At 59.9% G+C, this 14,710-nt stretch carries 13 protein-coding genes; all 13 read left to right on the top strand.

The features are described from left to right. Positions 1-105: 105 nt before the first annotated feature. The 13 genes from TU81_RS03325 (at position 106) to TU81_RS03265 (ending at position 14,707) form a co-directional block, all read left to right on the top strand. On the top strand, positions 106-1,194 hold the full coding sequence (locus tag TU81_RS03325; protein ID WP_048393362.1) for a polyamine ABC transporter substrate-binding protein: 1,089 nt from the start codon (positions 106-108) through the stop codon (positions 1,192-1,194). Continuing rightward, positions 1,191-2,492, top strand: a complete 1,302-nt coding sequence (locus tag TU81_RS03320; protein ID WP_048393361.1) for an NAD(P)/FAD-dependent oxidoreductase — start codon at positions 1,191-1,193, stop codon at positions 2,490-2,492. The genes TU81_RS03325 and TU81_RS03320 overlap by 4 nt, the downstream gene beginning before the upstream one ends. A 232-nt stretch (positions 2,493-2,724) precedes the next feature. Beyond that, positions 2,725-3,321, top strand: a complete 597-nt coding sequence (locus TU81_RS03315; protein ID WP_038983261.1) for a paraquat-inducible protein A — start codon at positions 2,725-2,727, stop codon at positions 3,319-3,321. Next, on the top strand, positions 3,318-3,974 hold the full coding sequence (locus TU81_RS03310) for a paraquat-inducible protein A (RefSeq protein ID WP_048393359.1): 657 nt from the start codon (positions 3,318-3,320) through the stop codon (positions 3,972-3,974). The genes TU81_RS03315 and TU81_RS03310 overlap by 4 nt, the downstream gene beginning before the upstream one ends. Continuing rightward, the gene (locus TU81_RS03305) at positions 3,955-5,610 is read left to right on the top strand and encodes a PqiB family protein (protein ID WP_038983259.1); all 1,656 of its coding nucleotides are present in this window, start codon (positions 3,955-3,957) and stop codon (positions 5,608-5,610) included. The genes TU81_RS03310 and TU81_RS03305 overlap by 20 nt, the downstream gene beginning before the upstream one ends. Positions 5,611-5,626: 16 nt before the next feature. Next, positions 5,627-6,184 (top strand): PqiC family protein, encoded by a 558-nt coding sequence (locus tag TU81_RS03300; RefSeq protein WP_038983258.1) that lies wholly within the window; start codon positions 5,627-5,629, stop codon positions 6,182-6,184. 80 nt (positions 6,185-6,264) lie between these two features. After that, positions 6,265-7,509, top strand: coding sequence for an MFS transporter (locus tag TU81_RS03295; RefSeq protein WP_038983257.1), 1,245 nt, complete (start codon positions 6,265-6,267; stop codon positions 7,507-7,509). Between the two features lie 80 nt (positions 7,510-7,589). Next, entirely contained in the window at positions 7,590-8,105 is a 516-nt protein-coding gene (locus TU81_RS03290) for a sigma-70 family RNA polymerase sigma factor (RefSeq protein WP_038983256.1), read from the top strand. Then, positions 8,106-9,083, top strand: a complete 978-nt coding sequence (locus tag TU81_RS03285; protein WP_038983255.1) for a FecR domain-containing protein — start codon at positions 8,106-8,108, stop codon at positions 9,081-9,083. It begins immediately after the preceding gene. A gap of 136 nt (positions 9,084-9,219) precedes the next feature. Next, positions 9,220-11,652 carry a TonB-dependent receptor gene (locus TU81_RS03280; RefSeq protein ID WP_038983254.1) on the top strand — a complete coding sequence of 811 codons (2,433 nt, stop codon included), beginning with the start codon at positions 9,220-9,222 and terminating at the stop codon, positions 11,650-11,652. A gap of 63 nt (positions 11,653-11,715) precedes the next feature. After that, entirely contained in the window at positions 11,716-12,900 is a 1,185-nt protein-coding gene (locus tag TU81_RS03275) for an ABC transporter substrate-binding protein (RefSeq protein WP_038983253.1), read from the top strand. Further along, positions 12,897-13,958, top strand: a complete 1,062-nt coding sequence (locus TU81_RS03270) for a FecCD family ABC transporter permease (RefSeq protein WP_038983252.1) — start codon at positions 12,897-12,899, stop codon at positions 13,956-13,958. Before TU81_RS03275 ends, TU81_RS03270 begins: the two co-directional genes overlap by 4 nt. Further along, positions 13,952-14,707, top strand: a complete 756-nt coding sequence (locus TU81_RS03265) for an ABC transporter ATP-binding protein (RefSeq protein ID WP_048393356.1) — start codon at positions 13,952-13,954, stop codon at positions 14,705-14,707. The genes TU81_RS03270 and TU81_RS03265 overlap by 7 nt, the downstream gene beginning before the upstream one ends. Positions 14,708-14,710: the final 3 nt, after the last annotated feature.

Below are 14,710 nucleotides of genomic sequence, written 5' to 3'. Positions count from 1 at the left end.
TGCCCGCGATGAGGCCAGCACATTCGACATCATCGTTGACTGACAGACCGCTATCGCGGGCAAGCCCGCTCCCACAAAAACCCAATAACTAAAAGAGGTGTCGATATGCGTCTATTGAAATCCGTGGTTCCGGTCGCGCTGGCGTTGCTGTTCAGCGCCACTGCACAAGCTCAGCCAAGCGTGAGCGTCTATAACTGGACCGATTACATCGGCGAGACCACCCTCGCCGACTTCCAGGCGAAAACCGGGACCAAGGTGATCTACGACGTATTCGATTCCAACGAAACCCTGGAGGGCAAACTGCTCGCCGGCCGCACGGGTTATGACGTGGTGGTGCCCTCCAACCATTTCCTCGCACGCCAGGTGAAGGCCGGCGCGTTTCTCAAACTGGATCGCTCGCAGCTGCCCAACTGGAAAAACCTCGACCCGAAATTGCTGGCTTTGCTGGAAAAAAACGATCCGGGTAATGAACATTCGGTACCGTACCTGTGGGGCACCAACGGCATTGGCTACAACGTCGACAAGGTCAAGCAAGTGCTGGGCATCGATCGCATCGATTCCTGGGCGGTGTTTTTCGAGCCAGAGAACCTGAAGAAGCTCAGTCAGTGCGGCGTGTCGATGATGGATTCGGCCGATGAAGTGTTCCCGGCGGTCCTGAACTATATGGGCATGGACCCACGCAGCGAAAATCCCGCGGACTTTAAAAAGGCCGAAGCCAAACTGCTGACCATCCGGCCTTACATCACCTATTTCCATTCGTCCAAGTACGTGTCGGACCTGGCCAATGGCGACATTTGCGTTGCGTTCGGCTATTCGGGCGATGTGTTCCAGGCGGCGAACCGTGCCAAGGAAGCGAAGAATGGCGTGAACATCGCCTACTCGATCCCGAAGGAAGGCAGCAATCTGTGGTTCGATCTGTTGGCGATTCCCGCCGACGCCCGCAACCCGAAAGAGGCCCACTCGTTCGTCAACAACCTGCTGGATCCGCAGGTAATCGCCAAGGTCAGCGCCTCGGTCGGTTACGCCAATCCGAACCCGGCGGCCAAGCAATACATGGACCCCGAGCTGGTCAATAATCCAGAGGTCTATCCTCCTCAGGAAGTCCTCGACAAACTCTACATCTCCACCACCCCGCCCCAGCCGATCATGCGTCTGATGACCCGCTCCTGGAGCAAAGTGAAGTCCAACCAATGAATCAGTACGACAACAAACACGCTCACTCCTATTACGCTGCATCGGCCAAGGGCATGACCCCCTACCCCACGCTGGACTCGGATCTTGAGGCCGATGTCTGCGTGGTGGGCGGCGGCTTTACCGGGGTCAACACCGCGATTGAACTGGCGCAGCGCGGGCTTTCGGTGATTTTGCTGGAAGGCCGACGGATCGGCTGGGGCGCCAGCGGGCGTAATGGCGGGCAGTTGATTCGCGGCATCGGTCACGATGTCAGCGGTTTCGCCCGATATGTCGGTCAGGAAGGTGTGCGTTATTTGGAGCGTGCAGGCATCGAGTCCGTGGAGTTGGTGGGCAACCGCATCCGCGAGCATGGGATCGATTGCGACCTGCGCTGGGGCTTCTGCGAGCTAGCCAACACCCCGGCGCAGTTCGAGGCGTTCAAAACGGAACTGCAAAGCCTCGCCGAACTGGGTTACACCCATGAAACCCGCCTCGTTGGCCCCGAGCAGATCCGCCAACAAGTGGTGGGCTCCGATGTTTATGCCGGCGGCCTGATCGACATGGGTTCGGGGCATTTGCATCCGCTGAATCTGGTGCTTGGCGAAGCGCGCGTTGCCGAATCTCTCGGGGTGCGAATATTCGAGCAGAGCCCGGTGCTGGAGTTGATCCATGGCAGCACCGTGCAGGTTCGATGCGCTGGCGGCACGGTACGCGCCGGCAGTCTGGTGCTGGCCTGCAACGCACACCTGGAAGAACTCGAACCACACCTGAGCGGCAAGGTTTTACCGGCGGGCAGCTACATCATCGCCACCGAGCCTTTGACGCCTGAGGTTGCCGCGCAACTGATCCCGCAGAACCTGGCGCTGTGCGACCAGAAAGTCGGCCTCGATTACTATCGGCTCTCGGCGGATCGACGCTTGCTGTTTGGCGGTGCCTGCCATTATTCCGGGCGTGATCCGGAGGACATCGGCGCATACATGCGGCCAAAAATGCTCAAGGTCTTCCCACAGTTGGCGGACGTGCGCATCGATTATCAATGGGGCGGCATGATCGGCATCACCGCCAACCGCTTTCCCCAAGCCGGACGCTTGAGCCAGTACCCGAACGTGTTCTACGCCCAGGGTTATTCCGGTCATGGTTTGAACGTGACCCATTGGTGCGCACGGTTACTGGCCGAAGCGATTCATGCCGGGCACAGCAAAGGGCTGGACGTTTTCAGCGCCGTGCCGCACATGACCTTTCCCGGTGGAAAAGCCCTGCGCTCACCGCTGCTGGCCCTCGGCATGTTCTGGTATCGCCTGCGCGAATTGCTCGGCTGACTACCCTTACAGGAGCTGCCGGAAATTCCCCGGTTGACTAACTCCCCCGTAGGAGCTGCCGCAGGCTGCGATCTTTTGATCTTGCTTTTAAAAGTCAAAAGATCGCAGCCTGCGACAGCTCCTACAGGGAACTCATTGCCTGCCTTGATCAGTCTTTTAATTTGCTCAATCGCGAGTCACTTCTATATTGAGGGGGTGCTCTGACTTTCCTGTCTCCTGGCGAGTGCGGCCTATGGCTACGACTGACCAACTGATCATCTGCGAGCACTGCGACTGCGTGTATGAAAAAGTCACGCTCGCCAAACATCAAAAAGCCCTGTGCACCTGCTGCGGCGGCGTGCTCCAGCGTTATAACGCGTTATCAGTGGAGCAGCGTCTGGCCTTGGCCTTCACGGCGGCGATGCTGTGGATTTTCGCCAACTTCTATCCCGTCATGAGCATCAGCATGAAGGGCCTGAAAAACAGTGCGACGCTGTGGGATTCGGTATTGGCATTGAGCCAGGGGCCGATCACCTTTATTGCGCTGGTGGCGGCGATATCCATCATCATCGCGCCGCTTTTTCAACTGGTGTTGCTGATCTGGGTCCTGAGCTTCGCCCTCGTACATCGGCGCTCGCCCGGTTTCAAAGTGTGCATGCGCTGGCTGGAAACCCTCAGGCCCTGGAGCATGCTCGAGGTCTGCCTGCTGGGCGCAATGGTCGCGGTGTTCAAACTCGCAGGGTTGCTGGATGTCATCCCCGGCATCGGCCTGTTTGCCCTGGCCGTTCTCAGCCTGCTGTTGATTCGCATCGCCGGGCGCGATGTCCGTGAACTGTGGGACATCCTATGAACAGGCCACCGCTCGCCAGCGAACTCAATCTGTGCCTGTGCCATAGCTGCGGCCTGGCTTGCGACATCACCGACAACCCTCATGAATGCAAACGCTGTGGCGCGCCACTGCATGCCCGTAAAGCCGATTCATTGACCCGCACATGGGCCTATCTGCTGGCCGCATTGGTGTTTTACATCCCGGCCAATCTGCTGCCGGTCATGAACACCAGCCTGTTTGGCAGCGGTTCCGACAGCACCATCATGAGCGGTGTGCTGGAGTTCTGGGAACATGGTGCGTGGGACATTGCCCTGATTATTTTCATCGCCAGCATCGCGGTACCGGGCATCAAGTTCGTTGCCCTTTCCCTGCTGCTGATCACGGTGCAACGCGGCAGCCTTTGGGCGCGCAAGGAGCGTTCGAAGCTTTACCGTTTCGTCGAGCTGATCGGCTACTGGTCGATGCTCGATGTGATTGTGGTCGCGCTGGTCGCCGCACTGGTTAAATTCCAGGCTCTGGGCGATATTCAACCGCGCCTGGGCATTCTGTTTTTTGGTCTGGTGGTGGTATTCACCATGCTGTCGGCGATGAGTTTCGACCCGCGATTGATCTGGGATAAGGCGCGGGAAAAACCACAAAACGAGGAGCTCACGGATGAAGTCGCAAGCCACTGATGGGCCGCAAGCCCCTGGCCAGGCCAGTATCAAAACCCGTCGCTTCAGCGTTTCGCTGGTGTGGATCGTGCCGATCGTTGCGGTGCTGGTGGGGATCTCCCTGGTGATACACAACGTGATGCAGGAAGGCCCGACCATCACTGTCACGTTCAAGACCGGTAGCGGCCTTACGGCCAACAAGACCGAGGTCAAGTATCGCAATGTGGTCATCGGCCATGTGTCGGAAGTAAAGCTGAGCGACGATCAAAAAAGCGTTAACGCCACGATCAAACTCGACAAACAGGCTGAAAGCTTCACCCGCGAAGATTCGCAATTCTGGGTCGTGCGACCACGCATTGGTGCCGGTGGCGTCTCGGGCATCGATACCCTGCTGTCAGGCGATTACATTGGCGCCGACATCGGCCAGGCCAATGCCCGTTCCAAACACTTTATTGGTCTGGAAAACCCGCCGCCCATTACCTATGGCGAACCGGGTAAACGCTTCATGCTGCACACTCAGGACCTCGGCTCGCTGGATATCGGCTCCCCTGTTTACTACCGTAAGATCCCGGTCGGGCAAGTGGTCGCATATGCGCTCGATGCCGACGGCAAAGGGGTGAACATCGAAATCTTCGTGCACTCGCCCAATGACGCCTACGTCACCGAGAACACCCGGTTCTGGAACGCCAGTGGTATTGATGTGAACGTCGGCGCCAACGGTTTTGCGGTGAGTACCGAGTCCTTGTCGTCCTTGTTGGTGGGCGGCATCGCGTTTCGCGCACCGGAATACAGCCCCAACGATCAGCCGGCCAGCGAGAATAAGACCTTCGACCTGTTCGAGGATCCGCAAACCGCCCTCGCCCCGCCCCACGGTAAGGGGCAGTACTTGAGCTTGCGTTTCGATCAGGCCTTGCGCGGGCTCAAGATCGATGCACCGGTGGAGTTTCTCGGCGTGGAATTCGGCAAAGTCGTGTCGATCAATCTGGATTTCGACGCAAAAAAACGCAGCTTTCCGCTCAATGTCGGCATCGTGATCTACCCGCAACGCCTCGGCCAGGCTCATTTAAAAATGCTCGAGGCCTTGAAGCATAATCCTGAAGACGAAGCCGCTAGCATAAAGCTCATGGGCAGCTTCATCGAAAACGGCCTGCGGGCCCAGGCCCGTAGCGGCAATCTGTTGACCGGTCAGCTGTACATCGCGCTCGACTTCTACCCCAAAGCCGAGAAAGTCGTGTTCGACCCAACCGCCCGCCCCGTCGTTATTCCAACCATTCCTGGCAGCCTCGAGCAGTTGCAGGAAAAACTGGAAGGCATGGTCAACAAGATCAATCAGCTGCCAATCGAACGCATCGCCGGCAATCTCGACAGCAACCTCGTCGAACTGCGCAAGGGCCTCGTACAGTTCAACGCCAGGACCCTGCCCGGCGTGCAAACCACCCTGGCGGACGTCAGCAAGACTTTGCAATCGGCCAGCTCGACCCTCGCCGACGATTCGCCGCAACGGGAACAACTGAACGACACCCTGAACGAACTCGGGCGCATGTCACGCTCGTTGCGTGAACTCTCGGATTATCTGGGCCGGAACCCGGAATCGCTGATTCGCGGCCGTCCCGACAATGCCGCGCCGATAGACTTGCAGCCGCCACCGCGCAACTGACCACAGGAGCAACACCATGGCTTTTTCGCTAAAGATCACGCTGGTCACCGCGTTGTTGTTGCTCACCGCGTGCAGCAGCGAGCCGATTCGGTTCCACACCCTGACCCCGGCCCAACCGGGCGTCGCAAGCAGCAGCGGCGCGGAAGTTCAGATCGAAGCGATCACCGTGCCGCCCCAGGTCGACCGCCCGCAGATCGTCATTCGTCAGGGCAACGCCGGCCTCGCAATCCTCGAAACAGAATGGTGGGGCGCGAGTCTGGTGGACGAACTACGCAGCGCCCTTGTCGATCAACTGGTCAACAATAACCTGCAACGCAGAGTGTCGTTGCGTCTGGACGTTCAGCGCTTTGATTCGATTCCCGGCCAATATGCGTTGATCGACGTCAGATGGCGCCTGCGCAGTCTCGGCAACGGCGATGCCGCAATGGTCACCTGTCGCAGCACATTGCAGACCCCTTCCGGCCCGAGCATCGACGATCTGGTGGTAGCCCATCAGAACAATGTGAAACGGTTAGCTGCTGCCATTAGCCAATCCGTAATGGGCGCTTCGCAGGGCTGTCCGTCGGTCAAGTAGCGAATGCGCAAGAAATGCCGGTGTGGTTTTCCCTCGATGGCAAAGCACGTAGGATGCCGTCCAACCACCGAGGCTGACCGATGTCCCATACAGGTACCCTTCAGGGTTCGAGCGTAAGAGTCCTGATTTATCTTCTGTTCGCGATCCAGCTCATCTCCATGGGCGCGATGGAAATGAGCGGGCCGTTCTGGCCCGTCCACCTGCGTGGGCTGACGTCGTCGGAGTCGGTGTTCAGCTTCGCCAGCATCGCCGTATACGTCGGGCCGATGCTGGGCATTATTCTGACCAGTGCATTCTGGGGCCGTATCGGCGACCGGTATGGCCACAAGTTGATGATGATCCGCGCCTTGGCCGGTTTGTCATTGACCCAGCTTGGGCTGGCCCTCTTCAGCGATATCTGGGTGATCCTGCTCCTGCGCTTTTTGCAGGGCGCGTTCGCCGGGTACATCGCCCCGGCCCAGGCTTACGGCGTCAGCATCGAAGCGCCTTCACGTCGGGCGCGGCTGTTTGCAATCCTGCAAATATCCACCAACGTCGGTTCGTTGCTCGGTGCCGTGGCCGGTGGGCTGATCCTCGATTACGCGACCTTTTTCTGGATCAATATCATTGCCGCGGCCCTCTGTGCGATCTGCACCGTGGTGGCGGCCGTGACCTTGCCGGATGTGCCGCCAGTGAAGAAAACCCCGGTGGTGGATGCCGCGGCGCCAGTCAGCCGCTCACGCAGCGTGTGGCAAGGTTCACCGCTGCTGTCGTTGCTGGGCGTGATGGGGATTCTGCTGCTGGCGCGGATGCTGCCGCAGACTTCGTTCTCGCTGTATGTCAGCTCGGTATTCGAGGTCAGTAACTCGGTGGTTGGCCTGTGCTACGGCTTGCTGGCCCTGGGTTTCATCATCTCGGCGACGCCGTGGTCGCGCTACTTCGAACACCGTAGCCAGCAGGAAACCCTGCACCGCATCACCTACATTGTTATCGGTTGCATCGGCCTGACCGCCATGGCCGGCATCACCCGCAACCCGGCGGTGTTTGTCATTGCCTACTTCGTGTGGGGCGTGCTGCTGGGGGCGACGACGCCGGTGCTGATGGCACTGATCTCGAAAACCGCCGACAGCTCACAGCAGGGTTATGTGCTGGGGATTGCCCAAAGCACCGCGCAATTCGCCTCCATCGCGGGCATCTCGGCCGGTGGTTTGCTCAGCCAGGTTTATGGCTTGCAGTACACCTATCTGTTTGTTTGCCTGGCCTACATGGTTGCGCTGATTCCGATTATCGCCCTGCGCTATCGGCCGGTGGTGATGCAGCCGAGCCAGGTGCCTCCCGGCGATTGATCCTGAAGGCGCCTCTTGCGCCGCAGGGCCACAGTAACCTAGCATTGGGAATACTTCTCAATCGCTAAAAATTATCATCCATGAGCGATACCCTGCCCGCGACCCACAACAATCATCTGCGCATGATCGAGGCCCTGTACAGCGGCCATCACGGCTGGCTGTACGCCACGCTGCGCAAAAAACTGGGCAACGCCATGGATGCGGCTGATCTTGCACAGGACACCTTCACTCGCATACTTGCTTCCCGGGTCGCGGTTATTGAGCAGCCCCGGGCTTACTTGAGCTGCGTGGCCAAGGGCATTCTGGTCAATTGGTATCAGCGCAAGGCGCTCGAACGCGCCTACCTGGATGCCTTGGCGTTGTTGCCCGCGCCTGAAGTGCCCTCCCCCGAACTGCGCTTCATGGTGCTGGAAACCCTGCACGAAATCGACGCGATGCTCGACTCGCTGCCGCCGCTGGTAAAACGTACGTTTTTGCTGTCGCAAATCGGCGGGCTGAAATACGAGGACATCGCCACGCAACTGGGCGTCTCGCTGATTACCGTCAAGCGCTACATGAAGCAGGCCTTCGTACAATGCCTGATGCTGGTGGAGTGAATGTCGACTCGCCACGGTGACGCGCAAATCGATCCGCGAATTCTCGAAGAAGCTGCCGAGTGGCTGATGCGTCTGAGCGAAAGCGACTTCAATGAAACCGAGCGTGCCGAGTGGGAATGCTGGCGGGTCAGCAGCCCCGAACGGCATCGCGCCTGGGCTCGTGCGCAATTGCTGCAAAGCAAGCTCGGCGGGCTGCCGCCGTCGCTTGCGATGTCGGCGCTGGACCGCCCAAGCAATCCGGAACGACGCACCGCACTGGCAAAACTGGCAACAATCCTCGCGGTACTCCCCGCCGGCTGGGGCAGCTGGAAGCTGATGGAATCGCAGCAATGGACGGCCGACTACCGAACTGCCGTGGGCCAACGTCGTGAAATGACCCTGGCCGACGGCTCGCGCATCACCCTGAACACCGACACCGCCATCGACGTGCTGTTCGACGCTAACCAGCGACTGATCAACTTGCGCGAAGGCGAAATTCTGGTGCAAACCGCGCCGGATGTATTGCCCCAGGCCAGGCCCTTTCTGGTCAGCACCCGTCAGGGGCGCATGCAGGCCTTGGGCACACGGTTTACCGTTCGCGAATGGCAGACCCGCACCCACCTTGCCGTGCTGGACGGCGCAATCAGAGTCGAATTGCCCCGTGACAGCCACGTCGCCCCATTAATCGTCAATGCCGGGCAACGCACCGATTTTTCCGCGCAAGCCTTTGGCCGGTTGAACCCGGTGGACAGCGCCGTCAGCGCCTGGTCTCAAGGCATGTTGATGGCTGACAACGTACGTCTGGCCGACTTCCTCGCCGAACTGGCGCGCTATCGCAAAGGCTTCGTACGCTGCGACCCGGGCATTGCCGATCTGCGCATTTCAGGCGCCTTCCCCATCAGCGACACCCAACGCACCCTGAACATGCTCGTGCAAACGTACCCGGTGATCGCCACCGGACATTTAAGCGGCTATTGGGTCACGCTTTCTCCTGCCTAAGCTCGAAAAAAGTCTCGCCAAAACGCTTTGCAAAAACGCCCCGCAAAAAAAATTGCGGCGCAGGTGATACTTTTTTTGATCTCGACTGGCTAGGGAAGGAAGAACTTCTCAACCTCGTCGAAAGGGTCATCACTCCATGTTCGTTGCACGCCCTCAGTGTTCGGATCGCTCATTGAAACTGGCTGTCCGTAGCGCGTTGCTAAGCCTTGCCCTGACCGGTGTCGCCAGCCCGTTTGCCTCCGCCGCCGCGCCGGTACAACAGGATGCCACCGCCACCCGTGCCTACAACATCGCGCCGGGGCCATTGGGTGCAACGTTGTCGAGATTTGCCGTCGACGCCGGCATTGCCCTGTCGTTTCAACCTTCGATGACCGAAGGCCTGACCAGCCCGGGCCTGTCGGGCACTTACTCGACGCAGGAAGCGCTCAGCCGATTGCTGGCCGGCAGTGGCCTGGAAATCGTCTCGCGCAATGACGGCAGCTACACCTTGGCACCGCGTCCGGCCGACAGTGCAGGCGGGTTGACCCTTGACGAAACCACGGTCAACGGCATCGACGCTCGTACCAACAGCCTGCCGCCGGCTTATCCTGGCGGTCAGGTCGCTCGTGGCGGGCGCCTCGGTCTGCTGGGCAACAAGGATGTGATGGACGCGCCCTTCAGCGTCAGCAACTACACCTCGGCACTGATGAAGGATCAGCAGGCGGTCACCGTGGCCGATGTGCTGGAGCGCGACTCCTCGGTACGCTCCACAGGCCAGACCGGCGGCATCGTCGACTCGTTCTTCATCCGCGGCTTCCCGGTGGGTGAAGGCAACCTCGGTGAGTTGGCGTTCGACGGTGTGTATGGCGTGGCCCCCAACTATCGGGTGTTCACCGAGTACGCCGAACGCATCGAAGTAATCAAAGGCCCTGGCGCCCTGCTCTACGGCATGTCACCCAACAGCGGCGTCGGTGGCGTGATCAACGTGGTGCCCAAGCGCTCTCTCGATGAAGACTTGACCCGGTTCACCGCCGGCTATGCCATGGACTCGCAGATCGGTGGGCACATCGACGTCAGTCGGCGCTTCGGTGAGGAACGCCAGTTCGGCGTGCGCATCAACGGCAGCACCCAGCAAGGCGACACCGCCATCGACGATCAATCCCGTGATGTCGATATCGGTTCGATCTCGCTGGATTATCAGGGTGAGCGACTGCGCACCACCCTGGACCTGATCAGCCAGAAGGAGGAGTTCGACGGCGCGTCACGGCCGTTCCTCATTGCTTCCGGCGTGGACATTCCTTCCGCAGCCAATGGCCGTACCAACGTCAGCCAGGACTGGGGTTGGTCTGAAACCCGTGACAAATCGGCCCTGCTCGGCGCCGAGTACGACCTCAACGACGCCCTGACCGTGTTCGCCCACGCCGGCGGCGGCAAGTCGGATGTCGCGCGAATGTCCGACCAGACCCCGACCATCCTCAACAGCGCTGGCGATACGCGGTCGGTTCCCGGCTATTACAAATTCGAAGTCGAGCGCTACACCGTCGATGCCGGTGCCCGCCTGCGCTTCGACACCGGCCCGATCAGCCACAGCACCACCGTGCAAGTCACCCGTTACCGTGACGAGTTGTCCCGGGGCATCAACTCCGGGCCGGCGGTTCTGTCGAACATGTATCACCCGGTCGACCGTCCGAAACCGTCGATTGCCAGCCCCGATGCGCTGAAAGTCTCCGAGACCGAACTGTCCGGTGTGGCCCTGGCCGACACCCTGTCGATGATGGACGAACGCTTGCAGGTCACCCTCGGCTTGCGCAAGCAGAACATCAAGTCCGATAACTACAACACCGCCGGTGTGGTCACCACCTCGTACGATGAAAGCGAAACCACGCCGCTGTTCGGGGTGGTGGTCAAACCCTGGGATCACGTTTCGTTCTACTACAACTACATCGAAGGCTTGAGCAAAGGCGACATCGCACCGGCCACGGCCTCGAACTCGGGTGAAATCTTCGCGCCTTACATCTCCCGTCAACAGGAAGTCGGGGTCAAGGTCGACTACGGTACCTTCACCTCCACACTCGCCCTGTTCCAGATCAAGAAGCCCAGCGGCGAACTGGCCAACGGCGTGTTCTCGGTGGAAGGCGAACAACGCAACCGTGGCGTGGAGTTGAACGTGTTCGGTGAAATCGCCCAGGGCACGCGGCTGCTCGGTGGCGTGACCTTGCTCGACGCCGAACTGACCAAAACCGGCACTGCCGCCAACCGTGGCAACAAACCGGTGGGCGTACCCGAGGTTCAGGCCAACCTCTGGGCCGAATGGGACACCCCGTGGGTCGAAGGTTTGACGCTGACCAGCGGCGCGATCTACACCGGCAGCCAATACGTGAACCAGGCCAACACCCAGGAACTCGATCCATGGACCCGCTTCGATGTCGGAGCGCGTTACGCCACGCGCATCGCGGAACACCCGACCACGTTCCGGGCGACGGTGCAGAACGTATTCGATCGTGAGTACTGGTCCGGTGTCGCGTCTTACGGCGCCTTCTCCCAAGGTTCGCCGCGCACCCTGCAACTGTCGGCCACCGTCGATTTCTGAAAACGTTCAGCCCGAGCAGTGGCCTGAGCCGCTGCTCGGGCTGACCCTGTAAAGGCTTCAACCATGGCATCTGTTCATCGACACAGCCACGCCTTCGTTGCCCTGCTATTGGCAGGACTGCTGGGCGTGGCGTTGTTTTTTTCACTGGCGCCGCGCAACGCGGTTGCCGCGGTTCAGGACCCTGCAGCAGTCACGGTGACCGACTTGCTGGGACGCAAGGTCAAGGTTCACCTTCCAGTCAGACGGGTGATTCTCGGTGAAGGTCGTCAGCTGTACCTGGTCGCCGCGCTGGATACGCAGAACCCGATCGAGCGCATCGTCGGTTGGCGCAAGGATTTGATCCAATCTGATCCGGACACCTACGGCGCCTACCTGCGCAAATTCCCCGACATCGCGAAGATCCCCACCTTCGGCGGCTTTGAAGACGGCACGTTCGACATCGAGCAAGCCATCTCCCAGCAGCCGGACGTGATTATTCTCAACATCGAAGCCCAACACGCCACTGAAGACGCCCGCTACATCGAGAAACTCGACGCCCTAGGCATTCCGGTGGTCTATGTCGATTTTCGCAACAACCCGATGGCCAACACCGAACCGACCATGCGCCTGTTCGGCAAGCTGTTCGGCAAGGAAGCGCGCGCCGAGGCGTTCATCGATTTTCGCAACCAGCAGATCCGCCGCGTCACCGACGTCATCAAGGCCAGCCAAGCGCCGCGCCCGAACGTGTTCATCGAACGCATCGGCGGTTATACCGACGACTGCTGCCTGAGTTTCGGTAACGAGAACTTCGGTCGTTTCGTCGAGATGGCCGGCGGCAAGAACATCGCCAAAGGAATCATTCCGAGCACCTTTGGCCAGTTGAACCCTGAACAGGTGATTGTCGCCAACCCGGATCAGGTGGTCGTGACCAGCGCCAACTGGGAAGCCTTTGCGCCCAACGGCCGTTGGGTCGGCGTTGGCCCGGGCGCCGACCTCACAGAGGCCCGACGCAAACTGGCCTGGTACACCCAGCGCCCGGCTTATGCCGGGATCAAGGCTCAGGGCACCCAAGCGTTTCATGGGATCTGGCACCAGTTCTACAACAGCCCTTACCAATTCGTGGCCATCCAGCAACTCGCCAAATGGTTTCACCCGACACTGTTTGCCGACCTCGATCCCGACGCCTCGTTTCGCGAACTGCATGAGCGATTCCTGCCGGTACCGTACGAGTCGGGTTACTTCGTCAGCCTTAAGGAGAGCCGTCAATGAGCTCCTTGGGCGAAGCGCAGATCGTACAACGCGACACGTATCGTCAATTGGTGCTGCGCAAACGGCTGATTCTCGCGGCGTTGGTGGTGTTGCTAGTGTGCAGCGTGTTGCTGGATCTGGCCCTGGGCCCCGCCAGTTACAGCTTGAGCGAAGTACTCAATGCACTGTTTTCACCGGACACCGCATCGGCGCAAGTGCGGGTGGTGATGTGGGAAATCCGTCTGCCGGTGGCGCTGATGGCGGTGGCGGTCGGCGCGGCGTTATCGCTGGCCGGCGCGCAGATGCAGACCATCCTCAACAATCCCCTCGCCAGCCCTTTCACCCTCGGTATTTCCGCCGCCGCCAGTTTCGGCGCGGCCATGGGCCTGGCCTTCGGCGTGGCGCTGTTTCCGTTGGCGGCGCAGTACATGGTGCCAGTGAATGCCTTCATCATGGCGATGCTGTCCGCGCTGCTGATCCACTTCCTGAGCATGCGCCGTGGCGTGACTGCAGAAACCATCGTGCTGCTCGGCATTGCGCTGGTGTTCACCTTTAATGCGCTGTTGGCGCTGGTGCAATTCTTCGCCACCGAACAAGCGGTCGCGGCGGTGGTGTTCTGGACCATGGGCAGTTTGACCAAAGCCACCTGGCCAAAACTCGGGGTGATCTGCCTGGTGATCCTGATCACCCTGCCGATTTTCGCCAAACGTGCCTGGGCTTTGACCGCCCTGCGCCTGGGCGATGACAAGGCCGCGAGTTTCGGGATCAACGTGCGCAGCCTGCGCTTTCAAACGCTGATCATGGTTAGCCTGCTCGCCTCGTTTCCGGTGGCATTTGTCGGCACCATCGGCTTTATCGGGCTGGTCGGGCCGCACATCGCGCGGATGCTGATTGGTGAAGATCAGCGGTTCTTTTTACCCGCCTCGCTGCTGACCGGCTCGCTGATTCTGTCCGCCAGTTCAGTGGTCAGTAAAACCCTGATCCCGGGCGCGATATTTCCCATCGGCGTGGTCACTTCGCTGATCGGCGTGCCGTTCTTCATATCTCTGATTCTCAGCGGGAAGAAAAACTCATGGTGAAGATCCAGCTTGAGAACCTCGGCGCCCGCTATGGTCAGCGCGAGATCATCTGCGGCGTGACCACCGCGACCTTCACCGGTGGCCAGGTGGTCGCGGTGGTCGGGCCCAACGCAGCGGGCAAGTCGACCCTGTTCAAGCGCATCGCCGGCCTGATCGATGGGCCAGGCCAAGTCATTCTGCAAGACTCGAAAAAAGGCGCACAAGGCATCAGCTACATGCCGCAAGGCCTGAATGCCAGCGCCCGCCTGACGGTTTACGAGTCAGTATTGCTGGCACGCAAACAACTGACGCCTGGCTGGGTCGTGTACGATGACGAGTTGAAACTGGTGGACGAAATCCTCGGCGCACTGGGGATCACCGAACTGTCTTTTCGTAACCTCGGCGAACTCAGCGGCGGCCAGCAACAGCTGGTGTCGATTGCACAAACCCTGGTGCGCGAGCCGGAAATCCTGCTAATGGACGAACCGACCAGCGCCCTCGACATGCATCGACAGGTGCAAGTGTTGAACTTCATGCGCGCACTGGCGCGCAAACGCGAGGTGATCGTGTTCATCGCGATCCACGACCTGAATCAAGCCCTGCGCTTCGCCGATCAGGTGCTGGTCATCGCCAACGGCACCAGCCACGGCAGCGGGCCCAGCGATGAAGTGATCACTGAGCAGATGCTGCGCGAGGTCTACAAGGTCGAAGCGCGAATCGAAAAATGCAGTCGTGCCCAAAGCCACATTCTGATCGACGATATCGTCTGAAAC

It is taken from the genome of Pseudomonas lini (assembly GCF_001042905.1).
Taxonomy (GTDB): Bacteria; Pseudomonadota; Gammaproteobacteria; order Pseudomonadales; family Pseudomonadaceae; genus Aquipseudomonas; species Aquipseudomonas lini.
The sequence above is the reverse complement of the archived record's forward strand: the minus strand, read 5'-3'. Positions and strand labels throughout refer to the sequence as shown.

Excerpts from the sequence above, each read along its gene's own strand:
- TU81_RS03295 (WP_038983257.1), top strand. The coding sequence starts at position 6,265 with ATGTCCCATACAGGTACCCTTCAGGGTTCGAGCGTAAGAGTCCTGATT.
- TU81_RS03280 (WP_038983254.1), top strand. The coding sequence starts at position 9,220 with ATGTTCGTTGCACGCCCTCAGTGTTCGGATCGCTCATTGAAACTGGCT.
- TU81_RS03320 (WP_048393361.1), top strand. The coding sequence starts at position 1,191 with ATGAATCAGTACGACAACAAACACGCTCACTCCTATTACGCTGCATCG.
- TU81_RS03270 (WP_038983252.1), top strand. The coding sequence starts at position 12,897 with ATGAGCTCCTTGGGCGAAGCGCAGATCGTACAACGCGACACGTATCGT.
- TU81_RS03315 (WP_038983261.1), top strand. The coding sequence starts at position 2,725 with ATGGCTACGACTGACCAACTGATCATCTGCGAGCACTGCGACTGCGTG.
- TU81_RS03310 (WP_048393359.1), top strand. The coding sequence starts at position 3,318 with ATGAACAGGCCACCGCTCGCCAGCGAACTCAATCTGTGCCTGTGCCAT.
- TU81_RS03305 (WP_038983259.1), top strand. The coding sequence starts at position 3,955 with ATGAAGTCGCAAGCCACTGATGGGCCGCAAGCCCCTGGCCAGGCCAGT.
- TU81_RS03290 (WP_038983256.1), top strand. The coding sequence starts at position 7,590 with ATGAGCGATACCCTGCCCGCGACCCACAACAATCATCTGCGCATGATC.
- TU81_RS03265 (WP_048393356.1), top strand. The coding sequence starts at position 13,952 with ATGGTGAAGATCCAGCTTGAGAACCTCGGCGCCCGCTATGGTCAGCGC.
- TU81_RS03275 (WP_038983253.1), top strand. The coding sequence starts at position 11,716 with ATGGCATCTGTTCATCGACACAGCCACGCCTTCGTTGCCCTGCTATTG.
- TU81_RS03285 (WP_038983255.1), top strand. The coding sequence starts at position 8,106 with ATGTCGACTCGCCACGGTGACGCGCAAATCGATCCGCGAATTCTCGAA.
- TU81_RS03300 (WP_038983258.1), top strand. The coding sequence starts at position 5,627 with ATGGCTTTTTCGCTAAAGATCACGCTGGTCACCGCGTTGTTGTTGCTC.
- TU81_RS03325 (WP_048393362.1), top strand. The coding sequence starts at position 106 with ATGCGTCTATTGAAATCCGTGGTTCCGGTCGCGCTGGCGTTGCTGTTC.